The sequence below is a fragment of the Pseudomonas sp. LAM2023 genome (assembly GCF_016620375.1).
GTDB lineage: Bacteria > Pseudomonadota > Gammaproteobacteria > Pseudomonadales > Pseudomonadaceae > Aquipseudomonas > Aquipseudomonas anuradhapurensis.
Genome location: NZ_JAENHV010000026.1, coordinates 178144 through 201188 on the forward strand (window position 1 = coordinate 178144; position 23045 = coordinate 201188).

At 62.3% G+C, this 23045-nt stretch carries 23 protein-coding genes and 1 pseudogene; 5 read left to right on the forward strand and 19 right to left on the reverse strand.

The annotated features are described in order from the left end of the window. Window positions 1-20 precede the first annotated feature (20 nt). The 11 genes from JKP78_RS15745 to JKP78_RS15795 all read right to left on the reverse strand — a co-directional run bounded on the left by JKP78_RS15745 (window position 21) and on the right by JKP78_RS15795 (window position 12051). On the reverse strand, window positions 21-200 hold the full coding sequence (locus JKP78_RS15745; RefSeq protein WP_170029005.1) for a hypothetical protein: 180 nt from the start codon (window positions 198-200) through the stop codon (window positions 21-23). A 122-nt stretch (window positions 201-322) separates the two neighbouring features. Then, window positions 323-1453, reverse strand: coding sequence for a lactonase family protein (locus JKP78_RS15750; RefSeq protein WP_225931937.1), 1131 nt, complete (start codon window positions 1451-1453; stop codon window positions 323-325). Beyond that, the gene (locus JKP78_RS15755) at window positions 1419-1709 is read right to left on the reverse strand and encodes a DUF5629 family protein (protein ID WP_186687361.1); all 291 of its coding nucleotides are present in this window, start codon (window positions 1707-1709) and stop codon (window positions 1419-1421) included. Before JKP78_RS15755 ends, JKP78_RS15750 begins: the two co-directional genes overlap by 35 nt. 133 nt (window positions 1710-1842) lie before the next feature. Next, window positions 1843-4218, reverse strand: coding sequence for an efflux RND transporter permease subunit (locus JKP78_RS15760; RefSeq protein ID WP_200627108.1), 2376 nt, complete (start codon window positions 4216-4218; stop codon window positions 1843-1845). Window positions 4219-4238: 20 nt separating this feature from the next. Then, complete coding sequence (locus JKP78_RS15765; RefSeq protein WP_186687359.1) at window positions 4239-5258, reverse strand: WD40/YVTN/BNR-like repeat-containing protein; 1020 nt, start codon at window positions 5256-5258, stop codon at window positions 4239-4241. A gap of 284 nt (window positions 5259-5542) precedes the next feature. Then, a complete protein-coding gene (pepN, locus tag JKP78_RS15770; RefSeq protein ID WP_200626951.1) occupies window positions 5543-8200 on the reverse strand; it encodes an aminopeptidase N in 2658 nt (885 codons plus the stop codon). 13 nt (window positions 8201-8213) lie between these two features. Beyond that, window positions 8214-9044, reverse strand: a complete 831-nt coding sequence (locus JKP78_RS15775; RefSeq protein WP_186687354.1) for a DUF2797 domain-containing protein — start codon at window positions 9042-9044, stop codon at window positions 8214-8216. Further along, window positions 9041-9301 carry a YeaC family protein gene (locus JKP78_RS15780; RefSeq protein WP_161774617.1) on the reverse strand — a complete coding sequence of 87 codons (261 nt, stop codon included), beginning with the start codon at window positions 9299-9301 and terminating at the stop codon, window positions 9041-9043. Before JKP78_RS15780 ends, JKP78_RS15775 begins: the two co-directional genes overlap by 4 nt. Window positions 9302-9314: 13 nt before the next feature. Continuing rightward, complete coding sequence (locus JKP78_RS15785; RefSeq protein ID WP_186687351.1) at window positions 9315-10193, reverse strand: rhomboid family intramembrane serine protease; 879 nt, start codon at window positions 10191-10193, stop codon at window positions 9315-9317. After that, window positions 10190-11161 (reverse strand): metallophosphoesterase, encoded by a 972-nt coding sequence (locus tag JKP78_RS15790; protein ID WP_200626952.1) that lies wholly within the window; start codon window positions 11159-11161, stop codon window positions 10190-10192. Before JKP78_RS15790 ends, JKP78_RS15785 begins: the two co-directional genes overlap by 4 nt. Further along, window positions 11161-12051 (reverse strand): NAD(+) kinase, encoded by an 891-nt coding sequence (locus JKP78_RS15795; RefSeq protein ID WP_186687347.1) that lies wholly within the window; start codon window positions 12049-12051, stop codon window positions 11161-11163. The genes JKP78_RS15790 and JKP78_RS15795 overlap by 1 nt, the downstream gene beginning before the upstream one ends. Before the next feature lie 43 nt (window positions 12052-12094). Here JKP78_RS15795 and JKP78_RS15800 point away from each other — a divergent pair, with 43 nt between their 5' ends. Both JKP78_RS15800 and JKP78_RS15805 read left to right on the forward strand, forming a co-directional pair. Beyond that, a complete protein-coding gene (locus JKP78_RS15800; RefSeq protein WP_225931936.1) occupies window positions 12095-13072 on the forward strand; it encodes a DUF1853 family protein in 978 nt (325 codons plus the stop codon). Between the two features lie 224 nt (window positions 13073-13296). Then, window positions 13297-13842: a cytochrome b gene (locus JKP78_RS15805; protein WP_186687344.1), complete on the forward strand. Its 546-nt coding sequence runs from the start codon at window positions 13297-13299 to the stop codon at window positions 13840-13842. Here the strand turns inward: JKP78_RS15805 and JKP78_RS15810 are convergent. The 3 genes from JKP78_RS15810 to JKP78_RS15820 form a co-directional block, all read right to left on the reverse strand. Next, window positions 13833-14723, reverse strand: a complete 891-nt coding sequence (locus tag JKP78_RS15810; RefSeq protein ID WP_186687342.1) for a 1-aminocyclopropane-1-carboxylate deaminase/D-cysteine desulfhydrase — start codon at window positions 14721-14723, stop codon at window positions 13833-13835. The genes JKP78_RS15805 and JKP78_RS15810 overlap by 10 nt on opposite strands. Before the next feature lie 144 nt (window positions 14724-14867). Then, the gene (locus tag JKP78_RS15815; RefSeq protein ID WP_186687341.1) at window positions 14868-16904 is read right to left on the reverse strand and encodes an NADPH-dependent 2,4-dienoyl-CoA reductase; all 2037 of its coding nucleotides are present in this window, start codon (window positions 16902-16904) and stop codon (window positions 14868-14870) included. A 175-nt stretch (window positions 16905-17079) separates the two neighbouring features. Then, on the reverse strand, window positions 17080-17541 hold the full coding sequence (locus JKP78_RS15820) for a DUF6196 family protein (protein WP_186687339.1): 462 nt from the start codon (window positions 17539-17541) through the stop codon (window positions 17080-17082). 124 nt (window positions 17542-17665) lie between these two features. On the opposite strand from JKP78_RS15820, the gene JKP78_RS15825 reads away from it, so the two are divergent. Continuing rightward, complete coding sequence (locus JKP78_RS15825) at window positions 17666-18574, forward strand: LysR family transcriptional regulator (protein WP_200626953.1); 909 nt, start codon at window positions 17666-17668, stop codon at window positions 18572-18574. A gap of 48 nt (window positions 18575-18622) precedes the next feature. On the opposite strand, the gene JKP78_RS15830 is transcribed toward JKP78_RS15825, so the two are convergent. Continuing rightward, entirely contained in the window at window positions 18623-18919 is a 297-nt protein-coding gene (locus JKP78_RS15830) for a hypothetical protein (protein WP_186687333.1), read from the reverse strand. Window positions 18920-19142: 223 nt separating this feature from the next. Further along, entirely contained in the window at window positions 19143-19562 is a 420-nt protein-coding gene (locus JKP78_RS15835; RefSeq protein ID WP_186687331.1) for a hypothetical protein, read from the reverse strand. 143 nt (window positions 19563-19705) lie between these two features. Between JKP78_RS15835 and JKP78_RS15840 the strand changes: the two are divergent. Together JKP78_RS15840 and JKP78_RS15845 are read left to right on the forward strand one after the other, a co-directional pair. Then, window positions 19706-20324 (forward strand): annotated as a pseudogene (locus tag JKP78_RS15840) (tyrosine-type recombinase/integrase). A gap of 165 nt (window positions 20325-20489) precedes the next feature. Then, window positions 20490-20945, forward strand: a complete 456-nt coding sequence (locus JKP78_RS15845) for a hypothetical protein (protein ID WP_170030363.1) — start codon at window positions 20490-20492, stop codon at window positions 20943-20945. A 219-nt stretch (window positions 20946-21164) separates the two neighbouring features. Here the strand turns inward: JKP78_RS15845 and JKP78_RS25135 are convergent, their stop codons facing one another. From JKP78_RS25135 to JKP78_RS15860, 3 genes are all read right to left on the reverse strand, one after another. After that, window positions 21165-21632 carry a hypothetical protein gene (locus JKP78_RS25135; RefSeq protein WP_225931935.1) on the reverse strand — a complete coding sequence of 156 codons (468 nt, stop codon included), beginning with the start codon at window positions 21630-21632 and terminating at the stop codon, window positions 21165-21167. Between the two features lie 245 nt (window positions 21633-21877). Further along, complete coding sequence (locus JKP78_RS15855; RefSeq protein WP_186679491.1) at window positions 21878-22336, reverse strand: AraC family transcriptional regulator; 459 nt, start codon at window positions 22334-22336, stop codon at window positions 21878-21880. A 79-nt stretch (window positions 22337-22415) separates the two neighbouring features. Further along, window positions 22416-22880: a GNAT family N-acetyltransferase gene (locus JKP78_RS15860; RefSeq protein WP_189665593.1), complete on the reverse strand. Its 465-nt coding sequence runs from the start codon at window positions 22878-22880 to the stop codon at window positions 22416-22418. Window positions 22881-23045 lie beyond the last annotated feature (165 nt).

Sequence of the window (23045 nt, forward strand, 5' to 3'; positions counted from 1 at the left end):
TACATCGGACCGAGTCGGATTCACGCGTGCTGCTTACCGCTCAGGGCCGCATGGAAGTTGGCACTCTGGCGCAGGTACTGCTCGGTGTAGCTGTGGGTAGCGGACGCTTTGCCGCTGCTGTCGGCATGGGCATGCGTCGGCAGGACGACCGAAGCGGAAATGGCGGATGCAGCAATGACCGGGAAGAGATTGAAGTTCATCTGGGTTGACCTCGACGGCGGTGGTTTGACGGTGGCCCATCCGGGCCTTGGGTCAAACTTACGCCGCCGAGGGCGCCGGCAGAAATTCATTGCGGCAGTATCGGTTATCACGCCAATCGATATCACTCGATGAATTTCAGGTCCGACGGGGCGTCCTGCTTCAGCGTCTGCACCGTCTCCCCCAGCTTGCCGCTGCGTGGGTCGCGGCGTATCACCACGATCTGGTTGCTCTTCTGGTTGGCCACCAGCAGGAAGTTGTCACTCGGGTCGAGGGCGAATTCCCGGGGATGATCACCCTCCACCGAGCGGCGTTGCAGCAGCGTCAGCTGGCCGTCCTGCTTGCCCACGCTGAAGGCGACGATCTCGTTGCTCGTGCCACGGTTGCTCACATACAGGAAGCGCCCGTCCGCCGACAGGTGCAAGCCACCGGCCGCTTTCGCCGCCGCCTCCTGGCGCTCGGCCAGGGGCAGGCGCTGGCGTTCGACCAGGTTGCCGTCCTGCACGTCGAACATGACCACCTCGGCACTCATCTCCAGGGTCAGGTAGGCATGCCGGCCCTTGGCATCGAACAACAAATGGCGCGGCCCGCTACCCGGTGGCAGGGCCACCGACGCCGGGATCGCCGGTGTCAACGGGTGGTCGGCGCTGGCGCCGTCGTAGCGGTAGATGAACACCTTGTCAGCGCCCAGGTCGCTGGCGTAAAGGTGCCGACCGTCGGGCGACAGCACCAGCGAATGCACGTGGGCACTGGCCTGGCGCTCGGGGTTGACCCCGCTGGCCTGGTGCCGGGCATGTTGCACCACCGGCTTGAGCTTGCCGTCCCTGGCCACCGGGATCACCACCAGGCTGCTGCCGGGGTCGGGCTTGACCGCATAGTTGGCGACGAACAGGTAACGCTGGTCGCGGCTGAGGCTGGCATGGGTCGGTTCGTCACCCTGGCTGGCGACCTGGTTGAGCGGCTTGATCTCGCCCTTGGCACTGACGCTGAAACTGCTGACCTGGCCGCCTGGGGTTTCATTGACCGCGAACAGCTGGCGCTGGTCGGCCGAAAGTACCAGCCACGAGGGGCTGACGCTTTTCACCACTTGCAGCGGCGTGGGGTCGATGTGGCCGGCCTTGCTGTCAAAGCGATAACGGTAGATGCCCTGGCTGGCACCGTCGGTGTAACTGCCCACCAGCAAGGTGGCGGCAGGGACAGTGAGGCTCAGGCTCATCAGGCTAGTGGCCAGCAGGCTCGTCCAGATCCGCTTCATTGTCATTATCATCCGGGGCGCGAAAGGCACTCATACAGACTAGTCGATGCGCGCCGTCGGCATCGTCGAGTTGCCATTCGTCAGCGATGGCGACGGCAGCGGCGACTTGTTCGGCAGTGAAGGACCAGCGGCGCAACTGGCGGCCGTCCATGCATTCGACGGTGAGGCCGGATGCGTCGGCGGTGAAGTCGAAGGCGTGCAGGCCGTCGATCAGGAGCATGTCGCAGGACTGCAGGGCGGTGGCGAGGGGGGACATGGGGTTACCTGTGAGGGATGTGCCAGCATTATAACCCTGGGGCTGCGTTGCAGCCCATCGCGACACCAGGCCGCTCCTACACGGGTCGCGCCAATTGGCACGTCGCGTTCCCAGGTAGGAGCGGCCCCGCTCTTCAATGGGCAAAGATCGAGCCGCCCTCCTTGCCCACCATTTTCTCCGGCTTGATCAGGAACCGCGCCAGGGCCGGCAGCAACCACAGCGCACCAAACATGTTCCACAGCAACATGAAGGTCAGCATCAGGCCCATGTCGGCCTGGAACTTGATCGCCGAGAAGATCCAGGTGCACACGCCAATCGCCAGGCACAAGCCGGTGAACAGCACCGCCTTGCCGGTCGAGCGCAGGGTCTGGTAGTAGGCTTCCTGCAACGGTAGCCCCGCGCGCAGGAAACTCTCCAGGCGGCTGTAGATGTAGATGCCGTAGTCCACGCCGATGCCCACGCCCAGCGCCACCACCGGCAGGGTCGCCACCTTGACGCCGATGCCCAGGTAGGCCATCAGCGCGTTGCCCAGCACCGAGGTCAGCACCAGTGGCAGGACGATGCACAGGGTGGCGGCGAACGAGCGGAAGGTGATCAGGCACATCACCGCCACGCAGATGTACACCATGATCAGGATGGTCAGCTCGGCCGACTTGATCACTTCGTTGGTCGCCGCCTCGATGCCGGCGTTGCCCGCCGCCAAAAGGAACTGCAGGCCTTCCTTGTTGTGGCTGTCGGCAAACGCCTTGGCTACGGCAGTGACCCGTTCCAAGGTCTCGGCCTTGTGGTCGTTGAGGAACACCAGCACCGGTGCCAACGAACAGTCCCCGTTGTACAGGCCATCGGCGCGGGCGATGGAGTTGTTGAGGATGTCCGGGTTGCGCGACAAGGTCTCCCACTTCAGGCTGCCCTCGTTCATGCCCTTGATCACCTGCTTGGACACGGTCACCAGGGAAATCGCCGATTGCACCCCCGGGGTGTTCTGCATGGTCCACATCAGCTCGTCGATCGGCGCCATGGTCGAGTGGATCGAACAGTGTTCCGGTGGCGTCTTGACCATGATCACCAGCACATCGGAACTGGTCGAGTAGTTGCTGATGATGAAGTTGTTGTCCTGGTTGTAGCGCGAATCGGGGCGCAGCTCCGGCGCGCCCTGGTCGAGGTCGCCGATCTTCAGGTTCTGGCTGTACCACAGGCCACCGGCAAAGGCGACCAGCGCCAGCACCACGGACACCGGTGCTACCCGGGCGCTGGCGAAGTTCGACAGCAGGCGCCAGAACGGATGCTCGCGGGTGGCGTCCTGCTTGCTGCGCGCGACGGCCTTGTTGCTGATGCCGACGTAGGAGATGGCCACCGGCAGCAGGATCAGGTTGGTGAACACGATTACCGCCACGCCGGTGGAGGCGCCGATGGCCAGTTCACGAATCACCCCGATGTCGATGATCAGCAGGGTGATGAAGCCCACGGCATCGGCAAGGATGGCGATCATCCCCGGCAGGAACAGCTGGCGGAAGGTGCGGCGGGCCGCGGTGAGGGCATTGTCGGCGTCGCTGGACTGCAGGGCGATGCCATTGATTTTCTGCACCCCGTGGGAAATACCGATGGCGAAGATCAGGAACGGCACCAGCATCGAGTAGGGGTCCAGGCCGAAGCCCACCGCATGCATCAGGCCCAGCTGCCAGACCACCGCCACCAGGGTGGTGATGAGCACGGCGATGGTGCTGCGGATGCACCAAGTGAACCAGTACAGCAACACCCAGGTGATGGTCAGGGCGATGCCGAAGAACAGCGCCACCATCACCAGGCCATCGATCAGGTCGCCGACCTTCTTGGCGAAACCGATGATGTGCACCTTGACGTTGGGGTTCTGCGCCTGGAACTTGTCGCGGATCTTCTCTTCCAGCTGGTGCGAGAACTGCTGGTAGTCCAGCTTCACCTGCCTGCCCGGGTCCTGCGGGTCGGGGTAGCTCTCCAGCAGCGGCACGTCGACGATGCTGGACTTGAAGTTGTTCGCCACCAGGCGCCCTACCTGGCCCGACTTGAGCACGTTGTCGCGCAAGGTATCGAGGCTGTCCTGGGAGCCGTTGTAGGTGTTGGGTATGACCTCGCCACCGGAGAACCCTTCTTCGGTCACCTCGCTCCAGCGCACGCTGGGGCTCCACAGCGACTTCAGCCCGGCTCGGTCGACACCGGGGATGTAGAACACTTCGTCATGGACCTGGCGCAGGGTCTCCATGTAGTCCTTGTCGAAGATGTCGCCGTTGACCGCCTCCACCGAGATGCGCACGGTGTTGCCCAGGTTGGCCAGGTCGTTGCGGTGCGCCATCATCTGTTCGATGAACGGGTGCTGCAGCGGGATCATCTTCTCGAAACTGGTGGACGGGCGAATCTGCGTGGCCTGCCAGAACAGGAAAATGCTCACCAGCAGGCACAAGGCGATGACCACCGGGCGGTTGTTGAAGATCAGGCGCTCCAGCAACGTGGCCTTGTCCTGGTGATGCGGGTGCATGGTGATGCTCTCCCTGCTGGTCATGGCTGCACCTCCTGGTCGGCACCCTGGGCAGTGGCCAGGTGCACGCCACCCTGCCCTACCAGCAACAGGCCACCGTTGGCCAGGCCACTGACGCTGGCCAGGGCAATGCGGTCGGTGCGGTTGTAGACACTGAAGGTGTGGCCATCGTCGGTGCTGCGCAGCACGCTGCCGCCGTTGCCGACCAGTACCAGGCTGCCATCCTCGACAAGCGTAGCGCCTGCCAGGCCGAACTCGAGGTTGCCGCGTGCGGCCTTGAGCTCGATCGGCTGCCAGCTGTCGCCGAAGTCAGTGGAACGGAACAGGTTGCCGCGCAGGCCGTAGGCCAGCAGTGTATGGGGCTGTGCCGTGCCGATCACGCCGAACAGCGAGCCCGCGTAGGGGCCCTGGACCTTGGCCCAGGTCTGGCCGTGGTCGGTCGAGCGGAACATGCCGCCCTGCTCGCCGACGATGAACAGCCCGGCCTCGCGTACCAGGGCAATGCCGTTCAGGTGCAACTGGTCGGGGTTGTCCAGGCGCTCGGCCACGTCCTGCCAGTGCTGGCCGCCGTCGGTGGTTTCCAGCAAGGCGCCGTAGGCGCCCACGGCAAAGCCATGCTGGGCGTCGAGGAAGGCCACATCGAGCAGGGGGGCTTCGCGGGAAAGGTCTTCGAACTGCTTGCTCCAGGTGGCCCCGCCATCGTTGCTGGTAAGCACCTGTGCATCATGGCCGACCGCCCAGCCGTGCTTGTCGTCGAGGAAGAACACTGCGGTCAGCAGTTGTCGGGTGGGCACGCGGGCCTGGGTCCAGGTGCGGCCCTGGTCATCGGAAAACAGGATGTGGCCGCGATCACCTACCACCACCAGGCGCTTGCCGGCCTGGGCGGCGTCGATCAGCAGGCTCTGGCTGGCCTTGGCCGATTCGGTGGAATATTCCTCGGCCGGTGCGGCCTGGACAACCTCGGCCCAAACCCCCAGTGCCAGTGCCAGCATCGCGCTGGTTGCCAACGGCCAGGCACCACGCCTGTTCTGCTGCCCCATGACTGCCCCCTGTTGTGTTCTTGTTGGTGGGTCAATGCATTGCAGGTACTGCGAAAAGCCTGAGCTAGAGGCCTGCAATAACTTGACCGGATCGTAGCGGGGATGTTTGCGGGAAGACAACGGGCGGGGTGTTATGTTTTGTTATCGGCGTGTAGCCGGGGGCCGCTGTGCGGCCCATCGCGACACAAGGCCGCTCCTACAGGGACCGCGAACGCCGGATTGACGCGGCCCCCTGTAGGAGCGGCCTTGTGTCGCGATGGGCTGCAAAGCAGCCCCACCGGCCCTCAAGCCAGGCTCTTGCTCACAACCTCATACACATCACTGGACAGCTCACCAGAAGCCAGAATCCGCTCCAGCTCGCCCTTCATCAGGGCCTGACGCGCAGTGTCATACTTGCGCCAGCGGGTCAGCGGTGCCAGTTGCCGCGAGGCGATCTGCGGGTTCAGCGCATTCAGCTCGATCACCAGGTCGGCCAGGAAGCGATACCCCGAACCATCCGCGGCATGGAAGTTGACCAGGTTCTGCCCGGCAAAGGCGCCGATCAACGCACGTACCTTGTTCGGGTTCTTCAGGGTGAACGCCGGGTGCTGCATCAGCGCCTTGACCCGCGCCAGCCCGCCCGGCAGCGTGCTGGCGGCCTGCACGCTGAACCACTGGTCCATGACCAGCGGGTTGTCCTTGAAGTGCTCGGCAAAGGCCTCCAGGGCCTTGGCCCGCTCGGCCTCGTACGGCGAATTGACCAGTACCGCCAGCGCGGTCAGGCGCTCGGTCATGTTGTCGCACTGCTCGAACTGCTCCAGGGTCGCCTCGAGCACCTGCGGCTGGCCGCTGAGCATCAGGTAGGACAGGGCGATGTTCTGCAGGCTGCGACGGGCAAAATGCTCGGCCGAGGCCATGTAGGCGGTGTTGCGCGATACCTCACGGTTGGCCTGGTAGCGCGCCCACAGGGCGTCGAACAGCTGCTCGGCGATCTGCCGGCGGGCAAACTCGCGGGCAGCGTGAATGGCATCCACATCGGCGACCTGACTGATCTCGGTGAGGTAGGCCTCACCCGGCAGCGAGAGCATCTCGGCGACCATCGCCGGGTCTAGTGCCTGGTTGCCGAGTACGGTAGCCAGGGCGGTGATCAGGCGCTGGTCGAGTTGCAGCGCTTCGCCACGCTGATGCTGACCGATCAGCTCCTGCAGCACCTGCACCGACAGCTGCTGCCCGGCTTCCCAGCGGTTGAAGCCATCGCTGTCGTGCTGCATCAGGAACATCAGCTGGTCGCGGTCGTAGGGGAAGCTGAGCTTGACCGGCGCGCTGAAGCCGCGCAACAGCGAAGGCAGCGGCTTGGCCTGGATGCCGCGGAAGGTGAAGGTCTGCTCGGCTTCGGTCACCGCCAGCACGCGGCTGCTGCCTTGCGCGGCCGCTTCACCCGCCAGTTGCAACGGCAAGTCGTTGCCGGCGGCGTCCAGCAGGCCCAGTTCCACCGGGATCACGAACGGCAGCTTCTCCGCCTTGTCCGGGGTCGGCGGGCAGCTCTGGCGGAAGCTCAGGCTGTAGGTCTGCGCGGCAGCATCATAAGCCTCGCTGACGTCCAGGCGCGGGGTGCCGGCCTGGTTGTACCAGCGCTTGAACTGGGTGAAGTCGACGCCGTTGGCGTCTTCCATGGCCTTGATGAAATCGTCGGTAGTTACCGCCTGGCCATCGTGGCGTTCGAAGTACAGGTCACTGCCCTTGCGGAAGCCATCGGCACCCAGCAGGGTACGAACCATGCGCACCACTTCGGCGCCCTTCTCGTACACGGTCAGGGTGTAGAAGTTGGAGATCTCGATGAAGCTGTCTGGGCGTACCGGGTGGGCCATGGGGCCAGCGTCTTCGGCGAACTGGTGAGTACGCAGGTAGGCGACGTCTTCGATGCGCTTGACCGTTCGCGAGTTCATGTCGGCGCTGAACTCGGCATCGCGGAACACCGTGAAGCCTTCCTTGAGCGACAGCTGGAACCAGTCACGGCAGGTGACGCGGTTGCCCGACCAGTTGTGGAAGTACTCGTGGGCCACCACGCCTTCGACGCGCTGGTGGGCAGCATCGGTGGCGGTTTCGGCACGCGCCAGCACGCAGCTGGAGTTGAAGATGTTGAGGCCCTTGTTTTCCATGGCGCCCATGTTGAAGTCGTTGACCGCGACGATCATGAAGATGTCCAGGTCGTACTCCCGGCCGTAGACTTCCTCGTCCCAGCGCATCGACTTCTTCAGGCTGACCATGGCGTGCTCGCACTTGTCGATGTTCTCGGGCTCGACATAGATGCGCAGGGTCACGTCGCGGCCGGACTGGCGGGTGAAGCTGTCCTCGACACACCACAGGTCACCGGCCACCAGGGCGAACAGGTAGGCCGGCTTCATGAACGGGTCTTCCCAGGTCGCCCAGTGGCGGCCGTCTTCCGCTGGCCCGCTGCCGGTCGGGTTGCCGTTCGACAGCAATACCGGGTAGCGGTGCTGCTCGGCGATCACCGTGGTGGTGAAGGTGCTCATCACATCCGGGCGGTCGAGGTAGTAGGTGATCTTGCGGAAGCCCTCGGCCTCGCACTGGGTGCAGAACATCTTGCCCGACTTGTACAGGCCTTCCAGCGCAGTGTTGCGCTCGGGGTGAATCTTGACGCTGGTATCGAGGGTGAAGCGCTCGGCCTGGGGCTGCACGGTCAGGCTGTCGGCATCCAGCCGGTAGGCATCCGCACCCAGCTCCTGGTCGTCCAGCGAAACGCGCAGCAGTTCCAGCTGCTGGCCGTCGAGTACCAGTGGCGGCAAGCCGGCACCGCGTGCCGGGTTGCGGCGCATGACCAGTTGCGCGTGGACCAGGGTGTGGTCCTCGAACAGCTCGAAGGTCAGGTGCGTCTCGTCGATCAGGTACTCGGGCGCCTGGTAATCCTTGAGGTAGATCACTTGCGGTTGTTCGGTACGCATGTGCAGGTCCTTTTTACTGGAGCACGGCCAACTGGTAGGCCGTGTACTTGCGAATGTTGATCACACCGGTGTCGAAGATCAGGTACTGGCCCTTGATGCCCAGCAGCGTGCCTTCGGCCACCGGGTCCTTGTCGAGGTTGAAGCTGACGATTTTCTTCGGGTAGGCCTCGACCGGGTATTTGATCTGCACCACGTCGGCATCGGTCAGTGGCTGGATCGCCTGCAGGCCGAAGCGCCCCTGCAGCTCGCGCAGGCCATCGGCGCAGGCGTCGAAGACCTGCTCACGAATGGCGACCAGGTCGAGCTCCTCGGCATCGCCCTTGAGCAGGGTGCGCCAGTTGGTGCGGTCCGGCACCTGGCTGCGCAGCAAATCTTCGACCAGGCCGGACTGCTGGCGGCTGGCCACGCGCAGGATCGGCAGGGCCTGGCTGGCCCCCTGGTCGAGCCAGCGGGTAGGCAACTGGGTGGCACGGGTGATGCCGACCTTGATCCCCGACGAGTTGGCCAGGTAGACCACATGGTCGGTCATGCAGAACTGTTCGCCCCACGACGGTTCGCGGCAGGTGCCGGCGTCGTAGTGGCATTTTTCCGGGGCCATGATGCACACGTCGCACTGGGCCAGCCGGGTCATGCACGGGTAGCAGTAGCCCTGGCTGAAACTGGTCTTGGTGCGTTTGCCGCAATGGCTGCAGTGAATGGCGCCAAGGTATTCCAGGCGCAGGTGCTGGCCGATCAGCGGGTTGACCGGCACCTGGGTGTCACCCAGGCGGAAGCTGTATTGCACCACCGGCGCCTGCAGGCTGACCGCCATCTTGCTCAACGAGCCACGTGCGAGTTCGATCAATGTAGCGAGTCCGACTTGAACAGAATGTTGGCAATCGGTGCCGACTTCGACGCGCATTCCTGCGGGCCCATGTAACCGGTGCGCTGGTCTTCGGGCAGGTTTTTCATCTCCCAGGCGATGACCGCCTGCAGCGACAGCTCCTTCTGCTCGGCGGTGAGCTTGCGGCCATCGGACCATTTGCCGATTTCCACCGCCAGTTTCAGGCTCTGGTAGATCTCGGGTGTGATGTTTTCGATCATTTGCGCGAAAGTGGACATAGTGTCTCCTGATTCAAGCCGACAGTTTACGCCTGGCCAGCGCCCCGCCCAAGAGCCCGGTCAGGCATCCGATGAGCAGCCCGCCGACATGCGCGGCATTGGCGATCTGGCCCAGGCCCAGGGTACCGACCACGCCGGTCAGGCACACCACCAGCCAGATCAGCATCATGGCCAGCACGCCCTTGGGCAGGTTGAAGTAACGGTTGGGCGCCAGCCACTGGTACAACCAGATGTGCCCGAGCAGGCCGTACAGCACACCGGACAACCCGCCGAACAGGCTCGGCCCGCTGGTGTAGTGCTGGGCCAGGTTGGACACCAGGCTGAACAGCACGGTCAGGCCCAGCAGCGCCCAGGGGCCCTGGCGCAGTTCGATGCGTTTGCCCAGTTCCCAGTACCACAGGCTGTTCATCGCCAGGTGCAGCACGCCGAAGTGCAGCAGCATCGGCGAGACCAGGCGCCACCACTGGCCTTGTTCCAGGCTTTGCGCCAGCGGGCTGAAGTACAGGTAGTCGCCCTGCACGCGGAAGTCGAGGAAGGTGAACCAGCTGATGGTGGTGAAGTTGTCGCCCAGGCCGGTGAGGCCGGCGACGATGAAGCACAGCAGCAGCGTGACGGTGGTGATCTTGCAGGCGCGGGCCTGTTCCGCCAGGGACGACCCTTTCGCGGGCTCGCCCGCTCCCACAGGATCGGTGGTGGCCGGCAGGTCGGCGTTGCCGTCGGGGTAGCGCTGGTAGAGTTCGCGAACGTCTGCGGCCAGGGTGTCGGGGGCCCAGAGCACCTGGACCTCACCCTCCTCGCTGACCCGGTGCGGCACCTGCAGGCGCTGCAGCAGCTGGACGAAGCCGCTGAGGTCGACCGACAGCGGCAGGCGCATCACTTCGATAATGTTCATTGGCTGGCCTGTGGGCGGTCGACATCGACCCAAACGAACTTGTGCGGGTCGATGCGGGTTTCATCATCCAGCCGGTAGGCGGCCAGCTTGCCGTAGAGCACGGCGCTGTAGTCCAGGCAGGCGAGGTTGGCACGGATCGGTGCCGGGCGGCCACTGCGCCAGTAATGGCCGACGAACAGCATGGGCTCGTCTTCGGCATAGCGCAGCAAGGCGTTCTTCTGGCTGTGGCTGAGTGGGGTATTGGCCACTTCCGCTGGCAGGGCGTCAGGCTGGAACACGATGTCGCCGTAGGTTTGCGGGTCTTCTTCCCAGAACTTGGTGCGGAAGAATGCCCGGGTCAGGCCGTCGCCGCCGGTCAGGGTCAGCCCGTCCGGCAGGCGCATGTCAGTACCGCGCAACAGCCGGTTGCACACGTTGGCCGCAAAGCTGCCGTTCACCGCCGACGCCTGGATGAAGTGCTGGTCGATGCAGCCGTCGGGGTATTGCTGGCGCAGCGGCTCGATCAGGCGTGGGTCCCAGCAGGCGTGCACCAGGCGGAAACGCCCGGCGTCGACGAACAGCGGCAGCTCGTAGAACCAGTTGACGAAGTCGTGCCAGTCCGCCGAGTGCTGGGCGAACTGGGTCAGGGTTTCGTCGATCAGCCGGGCATGTCGTGGCGTGTGCTCGCGCACATAGGCCTTGCCGCTGCCAGGCAGCGCCGGGGTCACCCAGCCCAGGGCGTTGTATTCGTGGTTGCCCATGATGCAGAACGCCTGGCCGGCCTCGACCATGTCATGGACGATATGCAGCGCCTCGCGAATGCGTGGCCCGCGGTCGACGATGTCGCCCAGGAACAGCGCCTGGCGCCACGGATGACGCCAGACGCCGGCCTGGCGCTTGTAACCGAGGGCGTCGAGCAGGCGTTCGAGGGTCAGCGCACAGCCATGCACATCGCCGATGATGTCGAAACTTCGCGCCGGATCGAGCATCAGTCGTCCCTGCCTCCCAGGCGGCTGCCCCAGCCGAGCTTGGTGCGACAGACCTCGTAGTAGTTGTGGTCCAGCGGATGGATCAGGCGCAGTTTCTGCGGTTTCTTGCTCACCGTGATGGTGTCGCCGGGGGCGCAGGTGAAGTGGTTCTGGCCGTCACAGGACACCTGCGGGTAGATCTGCAGGTCCTTGGACACCACGATCTTCAGCTCGCTATTGCCATCGACCACGATCGGCCGGCCCGACAGGGTGTGCGGGTACATCGGCACGATGACGATGGCGTCGAGCTTGGGGTGCATGATCGGCCCGCCAGCCGACAGCGCGTAGGCGGTGGAGCCGGTGGGCGTGGCGACGATCAGGCCGTCGGCCTTCTGGCTGCAGACGAACTGGCCATCGATGTAGATCTCGAACTCGATCATGCGCGTGGACTTGCCCGGGTGCAGCACCACGTCGTTCAGCGCGTCGCCCTGGCCGATGGCTTCGTTGTGGCGGCGCACCTCGGCCTGCAGCAGGAAGCGGTTTTCCACCAGGTAGTGGCCGTCGAGCACTTCGGCGACCTTGTCTTCCAGTTCGTCCGGGCGGATGTCGGTGAGGAAGCCCAGGTTGCCGCGGTTGATGCCGAGCACCGGAATGTTGTGCCGGGCCAGGGCGCGGGCGGCGCCCAGCAGGCTGCCATCGCCGCCGACCACGATGACCAGGTCGCAGACCTCGCCCAGCAGCTTGCGGGTGGAAGTTTGCAGGCCGTGGCCGGGCAACACTTCGGCGATGGTGTCCTCGAGGATCACGTGCAGGTGGCGCTCGAGGAGGAATTTTTTCAGTCGGCGAATGGTGTCGAGCACCTGCGAGCTGCCAAGGCGGCCGATGATACCGATATTGCGAAATTGCTCCATGGGGCTCCTGCGAGGCTCTGCGGCGGGTGACAATGCGCCGATTATGGGCGAAACCACCGGGCAGCGGCAAACCGGCTATGCTCGCAGGATGACGCCATTCGCCTTGCTCCACGACCTGCCCCGACAGTTGCGCCGACCCGCCGTGCGCGACCTGGCCTGGGCGCTGTTGTCGCCGCCGTTGCTCAGCGCCCCGCCCTGCCCCCAGCGCCACCCGCTGGCAGGCAGCCTGTGGGCAGACCAGCCGCAAGGCCTGGAACGCTGGTTGCGGGCCCTGGATGATGATGACCGGCCATTGCGCGAGTGGCTCGCGCAACTGGGCAGCCGGCGCCTGGGCCATTACTACGAACGCCTGTGGCAATTCGCCCTGGGTCAGGCGCCGGGCATCGAAGTGCTGGCGGCGAACCTGGCGATTCGCGACGGCGGGCGCACCTTGGGCGAGCTGGATGTGCTGCTGCGCGACCGCGACGGCGTGCACCACCTGGAACTGGCGATCAAGCTGTACCTGGGGCCGGAGCACGCCGGGCAGGACCCTGCCACCTGGCTGGGGCCGGGGTGCCATGACCGGCTGGGGACCAAGCTGGCGCACCTGGCGAGGCACCAGTTGCCCATGTCGCACAGTGCGCACAGTCGCGAAGTGCTGGCGCAGCTGGGCGTCGGCCAGGTGCACGCGCATGTGTGGCTGGGGGGTTATCTGTTCTACCCGTGGCCAGGCCAGGCCGAGCCACCGCAGGGCGCCAACCCGCAGCACCTGCGCGGGCGCTGGCTGCGGCGGCGCGACTGGGTACTGGCCGAGGGTGAGCGCTGGCAGCCGCTGCCGCGGCATGCCTGGCTGGCACCGGCGCGGGTCGAAGCGGCGGACTGCTGGGAGGTGGAGCAGTTTGCAGCATGGTTGCACCTGCTGCAGCGGCAGGCACCGGCGCAATTGCTGGTGCGCCTGGAACGCGAGGCTGACGGCGCCTGGCAGGAAGCGGAGCGGGTGTTTCTGGTGGCTGACAGCTGGCCGCTTGCGCCAGAGGCATGAACCGCTGGACCGGCCTCTTCGCGGGTAAACCCGCGCGCACAGGTGCCGCGACACCTTCAGCAGCAGTAAAGTTCCCGCGGGGGCGGGTTTACCCCGCGAAAAGACCCACGCAGGTGACACAATTTTCACAGACCCAGCGCAAAGATTCACTTCCCCATAACCTTTACAGTTGTACCTGAGCGCCAGCAAGAGCGCCTTCCCGACCCTGATGACGAGGACCGATCATGGTTTCAACCACCCCCGCGCGCCATTACGCGCGCCTGTCCATCGCCCTGCACTGGCTGATGCTGGTGCTACTGGCTGCTGTCTATGCCCTTATCGAATTCCGCGGCCTGTTCCCCAAGGACAGCGTCGAACGCAACTTGATGAAAGAGCTGCACTTCATGCTCGGGCTCAGCGTGTTCGTGCTGGTCTGGCTGCGCCTGGCCATCCGCCTGAGCAACCCGACACCACCGATCACGCCAAAGCCGCCGGCCTGGCAGACCGGGCTGGCGCACCTGGTGCACCTGGCGCTGTACCTGCTGATGATCGGCCTGCCGCTGGCCGGCTGGCTGATCCTCAGCGCCGCCGACAAACCGGTGCCGTTCTTCGGCCTGGAGCTGCCGCACCTGATCGGCCCCGACCCGGACCAGGCCAAGTTCATCAAGGGCTGGCATGAACGCGTCGGCAGCTGGGGCTACTGGTTGATCGGCATCCATGCCGTGGCCGGCCTGTACCATCACTATGTCAAGCGCGACAACACGCTGTTGCGCATGCTGCCTTACAAGTAACCGCGCCGGCCTTGCAGGCCGCCGGTGTGCACCACGATCAGGCGAGTGCCGGGCGCGAACAGCCCGGCCTCGACCTGTTGCCGCAGGGCCAGCAGCGCCTTGCCGGTATACAGGGCTTCCAGTGGCACGCCGGTGTGCCGCTCGCAGTCAGCGATGAACGCCAGCAGTTCATCATCGAACTTGCCGAAGCCGCCACGGCAGGCGTCGTGCAGCTGATAGCCCTGCGTCCCCGCCAGTTCCTTCACCGCCTGCTCCACGCCATGATCGCGGGGTACGGCCAGTGCGCCATGCACCATATGCCTCCCCTCCTCGGCCAGCACCAGGCCGGCCAGGGTCGTCCCGGTTCCAGCGGCCAGCCACCAGGCGTCATAGTCGGCCCAGCCGAGTGCGGCGAGTTGGGCGCGGGCCTGCAGCAGGATCAGGGCACAACCTTGCGCCCCCGCCAGCCCGCCACCACCCTCGGCAATACACTGCCAACCCGGATAGCGCGCCTGCCAGGGTTGCCAGAAACCGGGTTGGTTGCGCGCGCGGTAGCCGCCGTAGCCCAGCCAGTGCAGCTGCATGCCCAGCGCCTGCAGGTCACGTACGGTCGGCGTGTCCTGGGCGTGCCCGCGCAGCAGCCCGGCGGTGGCGAAACCGAAGCGTTTGCCGGCGGCGGCCAGCGCGTGCAAATGGTTGGAATGGTTGCCACCTAGGCTGATCAGCCCGGGAGCTTTGCTGGCCATGGCGTGCTGCAAGTGATGGCGCAGCTTGAACCATTTGTTGCCGCTGATCAGCGGGTCGATCAGGTCCAGGCGCAGGATGGCGGCTTCGACCCTGGCGTTTTCCAGCCAGGGCAGGTTCAGTGGGTGCAGGGGGGCTTGGGCTAGGTCGAGGGGCATGCAGCGAGTTTACCAGTGAACTCGGGGGGCGCTGCGCGCCTCTTTCGCGACACAAGGCCGCTCCTACAGCGATTTGCACAACCCCGGGCCCCTGTAGGAGCGGCCTTGTGTCGCGAAAGGGCCGCAACGCGGCCCCCGGCAAATTCAGAGCTCGGCCGCCAACCTCGAACCTTGATTGATTGCCCGCTTGGCATCCAGCTCCGCCGCCACATCCGCACCGCCAATCAGGTGCACCGACTGCCCCGCCGCCACCAGCCCGTCCTGCAGCTCGCGCAACGGCTCCTGGCCGGCACAGATCACCACGTTGTCCACCGCCAACACCTGCGGTTCACCACCCGCCACGCGAATGTGCAGGCCGGCATCGTCGATGCCCAGATACTCGACACTGTTGAGCATCTGCACCTGCTTGTTCTTCAGCCCGGTGCGGTGAATCCAGCCGGTGGTCTTGCCCAGGCCGTCGCCCACCTTGGATTTCTTGCGCTGCAACAGGTATACCTGCCGCGCCGGGGCATGGGGCTCGGCCTTGACCCCGGCGACGCCACCGCGTGCTTCCAGCTGGGAATCGATGCCCCATTCCTTCCAGAACGCTTCGCGGTCCTGGCTGCTGGCCACACCTTGATGCACCAGGTATTCGGAAACGTCGAAGCCGATACCTCCCGCGCCAATCACCGCGACAGCCTTGCCGACCGGTTTGCGTTCAAGCAGCACATCCAGGTAGCTGAGCACCTTGGCATGCTCGACACCCGGGATGGCCGGCATGCGCGGGGCAATACCGGTGGCCAGGATGATCTCGTCGTAGCCTCCGGCGACCAGGCCCTGCACATCCACGCGGGTGTTCAGGCGCAGGTCCACGCCTGAGCTTTTCACCTTGTTGCGGAAATAACGCAGGGTTTCATGAAATTCTTCCTTGCCCGGCACCCGCTTGGCCACATTGAACTGCCCGCCGATCTCGCTGGCGGCATCGAACAGGGTCACCGCGTGGCCGCGCTCGGCTGCCACCGTCGCAGCGGCCAGGCCGGCCGGGCCAGCACCAACCACGGCAATGCGCTTCACCGCGCGCACCGGCAGGTAGTTGAGTTCGGTCTCGTGGCAGGCACGCGGGTTGACCAGGCAGCTGGTCAGCTTGCCGCCGAAGGTATGGTCCAGGCAGGCCTGGTTGCAGCCGATGCAGGTATTGATTTCGTCGCTGCGCCCGGCGGCGGCCTTGTTGACGAAGTCCGGGTCGGCCAGGAACGGCCGGGCCATCGAGACCATGTCGGCATCACCCGCGGCCAGCACCGCCTCGGCCACTTCCGGGGTGTTGATGCGGTTGGTGGTGATCAGCGGAATGCCGACCACGCCCCGCAGCTTGGCGGTAACCTTGCTGAACGCCGCGCGCGGTACCTTGGTGGCGATGGTCGGGATGCGCGCCTCGTGCCAGCCGATACCGGTGTTGATCAGGGTCGCGCCGGCCTGCTCGATGGCCTTGGCCAACAGCTCGATCTCGTCCCAGCTGCTGCCGCCCTCGACCAGGTCGAGCATCGACAGGCGGAAGATGATGATGAAGTTCGGCCCTACCGCGGCACGCACCCGGCTGACGATTTCCACGGCCAGGCGCATGCGGTTCTCATAGCTGCCGCCCCAACGGTCGGTGCGCTGATTGGTGTGGGCGGCGAGGAACTGGTTGATGAAATAGCCTTCCGAACCCATGATCTCGACGCCATCGTAGCCGGCCCGCTGGGCGAGTGCGGCGCAATTGACGAAGTCGGCGATCTGCTTCTCGATCCCTGCTTCGTCAAGCTCCCTGGGCTTGAACGGGTTGATCGGCGCCTGGATCGCGCTGGGTGCGACCTGCCGCGGGCTGTAGGCATAACGCCCGGCATGCAGGATCTGCAGGCAGATCTTGCCGCCGGCGGCGTGTACCGCCTCGGTGACGATGCGGTGCTTGTCGGCTTCTTCCTCGGTGCTGAGCTTGGCCGCGCCGGAATACACCCCGCCTTCATCGTTGGGCGCGATGCCACCCGTGACCATCAGCCCAACGCCGCCCCGGGCGCGTTCGGCAAAGTACGCGGCCATGCGCTCGAAGCCGCCAGGGCGCTCTTCCAGGCCGGTGTGCATCGAGCCCATCAGGGTGCGGTTGCGCAAGGTGGTGAAGCCCAGGTCCAGCGGGGCAAGCAGGTGCGGGTAGCGGTCGGCGGCCATGGAAAGGTCCCCAATTGGCGTGATCACGGGATGCGGGCGCCTCACCAGCCGATGGGCCCCCGTCGTTTGTCTGCCTGCGACAGTAAACAGCCGTTTGAACCGGCTCAATGATCGAAACTGACAAGTTGATGATCCTGGTGCACAGCTAAGATCTCGGCATACGCGAACGCATCCGCTACAAGAAAACTCCCACCTCCCCGTCCGCTCGGCCGTCCACCAAAGCCTGGATCTCTGCAAAGACATCTGAAGCCAGGCTGGCCGGGACGCCCCAATAATCGAAGATCCCACCCTCATCTCGATTCTGGCCACAGGTCACAAAAACGCCGGTCCCAAACTTCTGCTTCAGGCGCATTGCCAACCAGCCCACGAAACCGCTGTTGTCGGCGCCTTGCGGAAAATGGAATCGGAAAACACCGAACAGCTCTTGCTCGACATCACCACAGGGGACCAGTTGACTCCATACCTGGTCATCCCGTACGAGCGCCAGCGCATCGCGGCAGGCAGCATCAGGAAACGATGAAAACGGAAACTCCAAAAAGGTGTAAGAGCCAGGGAAGAATCGCACATGGGCTTGGGTAATGACGCGCAACAAGCGGCGCTCCGTATCTTCGACCGTTTCATGGGAAATGTTCACCATTCCAGACTCTCCGTTCAGTAAAGCGCGCAGCGCTTCTATTGATTGACCGCAGAGATGCTAAGCAGGAAGATCTTCAAGATAAATGCTCGAATTCAAACAACATTAACAACTAAAGATTGAGGATATGGACAAGCTTAAAAGCATGGCGGCGTTCGTAGCAGCAGCTGAGTCAGACTCCTTCTCGGCAGCCGCCTCCGTGTTAGGCGTGACGCCGCAGCTGATTGCCAAACAGGTCAGCAATCTGGAATCTCAGCTAGGCCTTAAACTGATCACCCGCACCACTCGCCGACAAAGCCTGACCGCCGTGGGCAGGGACTATTACTTGCGCTGCAAGGCTATCCTGAGCGACGTTGAAGACGCCGATGAGCTGGCGCAGTCAGCAAGCTCGACACCGCGCGGAAAAATCCGCATCAGCGCGCCCTATAATTACGGCTCTCATCGACTCATCCCGTTCCTGACCCAATACCTGACGCGATACCCGGAAACGGAAATCGAGTTGGAGTTGACCGACAGGTTCGTGAATATCGTAGAAGAGGGATTCGAAGTCGTGTTTCGGTTGGGCAAACCCCAACTGGGCGACAGCGCGGCATTGGTGCAACGCGGCTTGAGGCCTTTCAGGATGTTTGCTTGCGCATCTCCCGCTTATCTGGCACGCAAAGGCACCCCGCTCCATCCCGAACAACTCGTGGACCATGATTGCCTGGGCTATCTGTTCTCCGATCGCATGACGGACAGAGTCTGGCGATTTACCAAAAACAGGCAGACGTTCACGGTCCCCATTACGAGTCGACTGAACGTCAATAACACCCTGGCCAAGGTGAACGCCGCATTAGCGGATTTCGGCATCACGCTGTGCGTCGAGGACGTACTGATGCCTTACGTGCAACGGGGCGAACTGGTCGTACTCTTCGAGGAATTCGAAGGGCCCACGTATCCTGTCAATCTGATCTACCCCTTGGACCGTCGCCCCTCCGCAAAGCTCAGGCACTTCATAGACGAAGTTGTGGCTGCATTGGGTTCGCCGCAGGCTTGACGGAACAGGGTTGGTTGCGGATGACCGCTAACGACCCAAAGCTGACGTTCAGCAGGGTAAACGCTGTCCTATCGTGAATGGCATCTTCAAGGCGCTTGCGATCCCAGCTAGAGTTTTTATGAATTGTTCAGAAACGACGAGCGGTGGTTCTTTAATCATGTAAAGCAGGTGTTCGAACGCTACTCCAGTCAGAACGATTTCAGCGCCATTCTGCAAACCTGCCTGAGCAAATACATGGCCCTCTGGTACAGGACCGAGTTGTTCGTATGCAATCGACATCTGCGTCGAGATTTCCTTAAGTGCCTCAACGAAAGCGGCCCTCACGTCGTTGTTAAGTGGGCTCATGACAGTCATTCCTCAGATTGTGGTGACCTATGTGCCGTGAATCATTCGATCAGGTCAGACGTCCAGCCAGACCCAGGCGGGGTTGCATGCGTTATTGGCCGACCGTATAGCCATCCTTGTGTCTCTCTTCATCGCACTACTGGTAGTAGAACGTCTGCTCCTGTCTCGTCGCAGCCCTTCGTGTATTGTCTCTGCTCTCGATCAGGCGGCAGTTATCGACGCATCACTTAGGGACAAGATCCACCAGGAGCGGTTTTATCAAGGTTGACTCCATGGCCGTGAGTGCCTCATGGGCAGCTGCTCTTACTGTTTGCCATGCGCCATGCTCGAAGATGCCTCTGTCGTGGCAGGGCATCTCAAGCGTCTTCAAAGTGCAGCAGGCAGCCCAGAGACTCTCGAGAGGGGTTCGGATGTCATCCGGCAAGGCATCGCCGCAGGTACTGAGCAAATCGTGGATCGGCAGCACCTTCGATGACCAGGCTTCGCAGACTGGACAGTCAGGGATGATCTGTTGTTGTTGCTTCGCTTGCATCGCGAGAAATTCAACGGCAACCATGGCGTGATCCACAGCAGCAATGCGTTCGTGCTGCTCCTCTCCATACCAATGGCAAATCAGGCATGAGAATCCCGTCACCTTTTTCAATTCCCTCGTAAGTGCATAGCCAGCAGGTGATTGCCTACGCTGCTGGCCGTCAGTATACCCCGCCAAATGCCTGCTCTGGGTCGGTTAGCGACCGTACACCGTATCGAGTTCACCCTTGTTCTCCCTAACGCGGAGGACAACCCATGAAAACCGCTGCTACCTACCCCCATCGGCCATGGAACAAGGGAAAGCTAGTCGGGCAAAAGCCCCGCTCTGACTGAGAGATATCTGGGCCATCCGGGTAAGGCTCCAGATCGCAGAGAAATCTAGGGATCTGGCGTTGTTCAACTTTGCCATCGACAGCAAGCTGCGAGCCAGCGACTTAACCAAGCTTCGTGTGCGGGACGTAGCCCATGGAGAGCATGTTTCGTCACGAGCGATCGTGATACAGCAGAAAACTCAGCATCCAGTGCAATTTGAAATCACCGAGCAAACCCGTATGGCTTTGGAAGCCTGGACGCATCAGGCTCACCTCCTTAGCGAGGACTGTCTGTTTGAGTCGGCTACACGGTTCAGATCATCTCTCCACCAGGCAATACGCTCGAATAGTGAAAGCCTGGGTGACAGCCATTGGCCTTGATCCAACAATGTACGGCACCCACACGCTGCGGCGAACGAAGGCCTCATTCATCTATCGCAGGACCAAGAATCTAAGGGCAGTCCAACTCCTGCTTGGCCATACGAAGCTTGAAAGCACCGTCAGATATCTGGGGGATTGAGGTCGACGATGCCTTGGAGATGGCAGAGCAGACGGAGGTCTGACCATCCAAAAGCGACGGTCGAGGGCAGACCGTCGCTATCCAACCCATAGCAGCCCGTCGCGGCAGTTAAAAAGCGTCTCAGCGGACAGTCGTCGGTGCCCTCTGCACTTGCGTGAGTCACGCCCAATGTGTGTAATCGTGACCATATCGAAGTAAGGAACAAGGCATGCACCGCAACACCATAACTTTTCAGGATGCGATTCGCTCTGGAGGCGCATCGAACGGTTGTACCAGCGTTGAGCGTTATTTTGCCGACTTTAGAATCGACGAGCGTTCTCTATTGGAAATTTTAGTAAGCGCTGACGGTGGGCACTCTGACTATATGAGTGGTTTCGTATCGGGATATCCAGAACAAAATCTTCTCTTTGCCAATAGCCTGATCCGAAGCGGCCTGCCCGAGACAAGGTCCAATCGGGTAATCATCTACATTTGCCCTGAATGTGGAGACATCGGCTGCGGAGCATACTCAGTGCACATTCGCAGTTCTGGTGACGAGATCATCTGGGAGGAGTTCGCTTACGAAAACGGATATGAAGAGCCTCGCATAATCCTTGATGTTGGCCCTTTTTTATTCGGCTCTGCCTCCTATGAGCGCGCCGTTAAAGCCGCGTCTGAGATTTGATTTGGCCGTGTTAGGAAGCTGCCCCTTGGTCTTACGTACCCGATCTTGGGCGAGGCGACCACTTGCGAATGGCTACCTGAATCCCCCCTAGTTTCGTATACGCCTTCAAGCCTCTAGGATAGTCTGTTCACTCGAGGCCGGTCGCTTCTGGCCGCTTGCTGCCCTCGGCGATGGCAGCTAAGGGTCGAGTGTGGTCGCTCGCACAGACAGCAACCCGCGTTAGTCCCAGTCCATTTTGATGCTCTCTTGTTTCCTGAACGCATCCAGCACACTCTCGAAACGGGAGCGCTCGAAAGTCAGGCTCGGTATTGAGTCATACCAATCAACGGCAGGGCATTGCAAAGTGATTAAATCCCTCAGCAAACCAAATCGGCGCCACTGGACATGGTGCTCATCGGCGTGCTGCTCAGCAACAATGACGGTACATGTCAGGTCCAAGTCATCAGAGCAAACAAGCAGGGGGACCAAAGTCTCCCAGCCCGGCGCTGTGGAATAGGTCCGATCCCATACCAAATAGGTGTCGTCATCGTCGCTCAAGCCTGAATGCGCTGATACGAGGTGTAACTCAGCTTCCCGATTGTGCTGAGGTAGCCAAACCTCCAAAGGTACTCCGTCAACGGCAAACGTCGGGTAGAAGCCGAGACTGTACTTGGATTTGTGGCTTGTGATGGATAGCAAATTACTCATTCCAGCTCTCGAATCCCTGAAGTCTGTAGAGCTTACTTTTGCCAGGTGCGCATGTCTGCTTTTGGCTGATAGTGGCCCTCCGCGTGAAGGGCTGCTTAGGGTCGAAAGCTGCCTCTCGCGGACGGCAGCAATCGGCCAAATGCGTCGTTCCGTATTTATGACGTTAAGAGCGGTTCAGGGTTCTGGCACCTGAACAGTCCAATCAATAGGTTCACAAGGAAGGGTCTAGGCATTCTTTGCCATGCTCAAACGATGCCGAATTGGAGTTCTATGTGATTATCTAGTGAATCTGGTCCCTGCCAGTTGTGATAGACCTCTCGGCTTTCGTCGGTTAGTCTACAGCCGGCTGCACGAGCCCCTTCGAAGAGCTTCGCATAACCATGGGAAAAGAGGTCACTGAGGGGCCCTCGGTAATCTTCATAGATGCAATGTAACGCCGGTAGCAGTTGATAGCGAACCCCTTCGATCTGCTCTTCGAAGTCACCCTCCACTGGCAGGCAGAATTCTATCCGAAAACGGTCGTTGGAATTGTTAGGCATCTTGTGGGAAACGAAAATCCATGGACCGACGACCTCAAGCCCCAGATCTTCGGCCGCGCTAATAATCTCCGCACAACATACTGACGCTTGGTCAGCAATTTCCGAGATGGATAGCTCGCGTCCGATGAAAAGTACCCGCTGAGAGGCGATGCTTTTCTCCTTCATCTATAACTCCTGTTTGTCAGGCACCCGTTGGGGATGGCTCTGCGAAGTTGCAGGGGCGACACGGCGCCCCTGCCTTTGATCACGTAGACATCCGTCGCATGATCAACTCGCCATCAATGACTTCACCGGTCTCGACAAAGCCTTCAGAAGCATAGAGACGTCGCGCGCCGATGTTCTCGGGGTCAACACCAAGGGCGACGCCAGGTCCTCCAGGCAAGGTGTGGAGATGTGCCATGAGCGCTCGTAGGGCAGCACGCCCGTAACCGCGGCCCTGGTGGTTGCGGTCAATCATCAGGCGGTAGATCCAGCGGCTGTTCTCATCCGGATCGAGGGCGTGCATCAGGAAACCGACTAGCTCACCAGTCTGCATGGCCCGTATGGCCAACGGCTCACACCACGGGCTATCGGCAGCCTGTTCCAGCGATTCGGCATTGCTGGCAATAAAATCACTTTGGTCGTCGCGTACCCGTAGGGCGCGGCAGAGTGCTTCTTCCTCTGGCGAGCTGAGGCTAACAAGAAACACCGGTGGGCAAAGATTGGACATGTTTGATTCTCCGCGGGGCAAAAGGGGCCCCTTCAGGATTTCGTTGACGGTTTATTAGCAGACACATCATTGAAAACCGGGTCATAGGGCACCTCCTTGTTTCGCGGATGGAAAAACATTTCGGCTGATCCTGCCGAGCGATCGCATACTAATAGGCAGCTCGTG